This is a genomic window from Bartonella sp. MR168JLCBS (assembly GCF_042194175.1).
In genome coordinates this window covers 1-235 of the sequence record NZ_JBHIMP010000230.1, presented here as the reverse complement: position 1 = coordinate 235, position 235 = coordinate 1, and the positions used below count along the sequence as shown (strand labels likewise).

Sequence of the window (235 nt, the reverse complement as noted above, 5' to 3'; positions counted from 1 at the left end):
ATGAACAACAAGCTATTGGTATTAACAATATAACCATTAATGAGCCGCATTTTATGGGACATTTTCCCGCAAAGCCTGTTATGCCTGGAGTTTTGATTTTAGAAGCTATGGCACAAACAGCGGGAGCAATTTCACTTTTAAGGTTAGGTAATAAGCAGACAAATTTGGTTTACCTTATGACTGTTGATAATGCGAAATTTCGTAAGCCAGTTATACCTGGTGATCAGTTAAAGAT

At 36.6% G+C, this 235-nt stretch carries 1 pseudogene; it reads left to right on the top strand.

The features are described 5' to 3' along the window. Window positions 1-235 (top strand): annotated as a pseudogene (locus ACFIK8_RS10540) (3-hydroxyacyl-[acyl-carrier-protein] dehydratase FabZ); the annotation flags it as partial.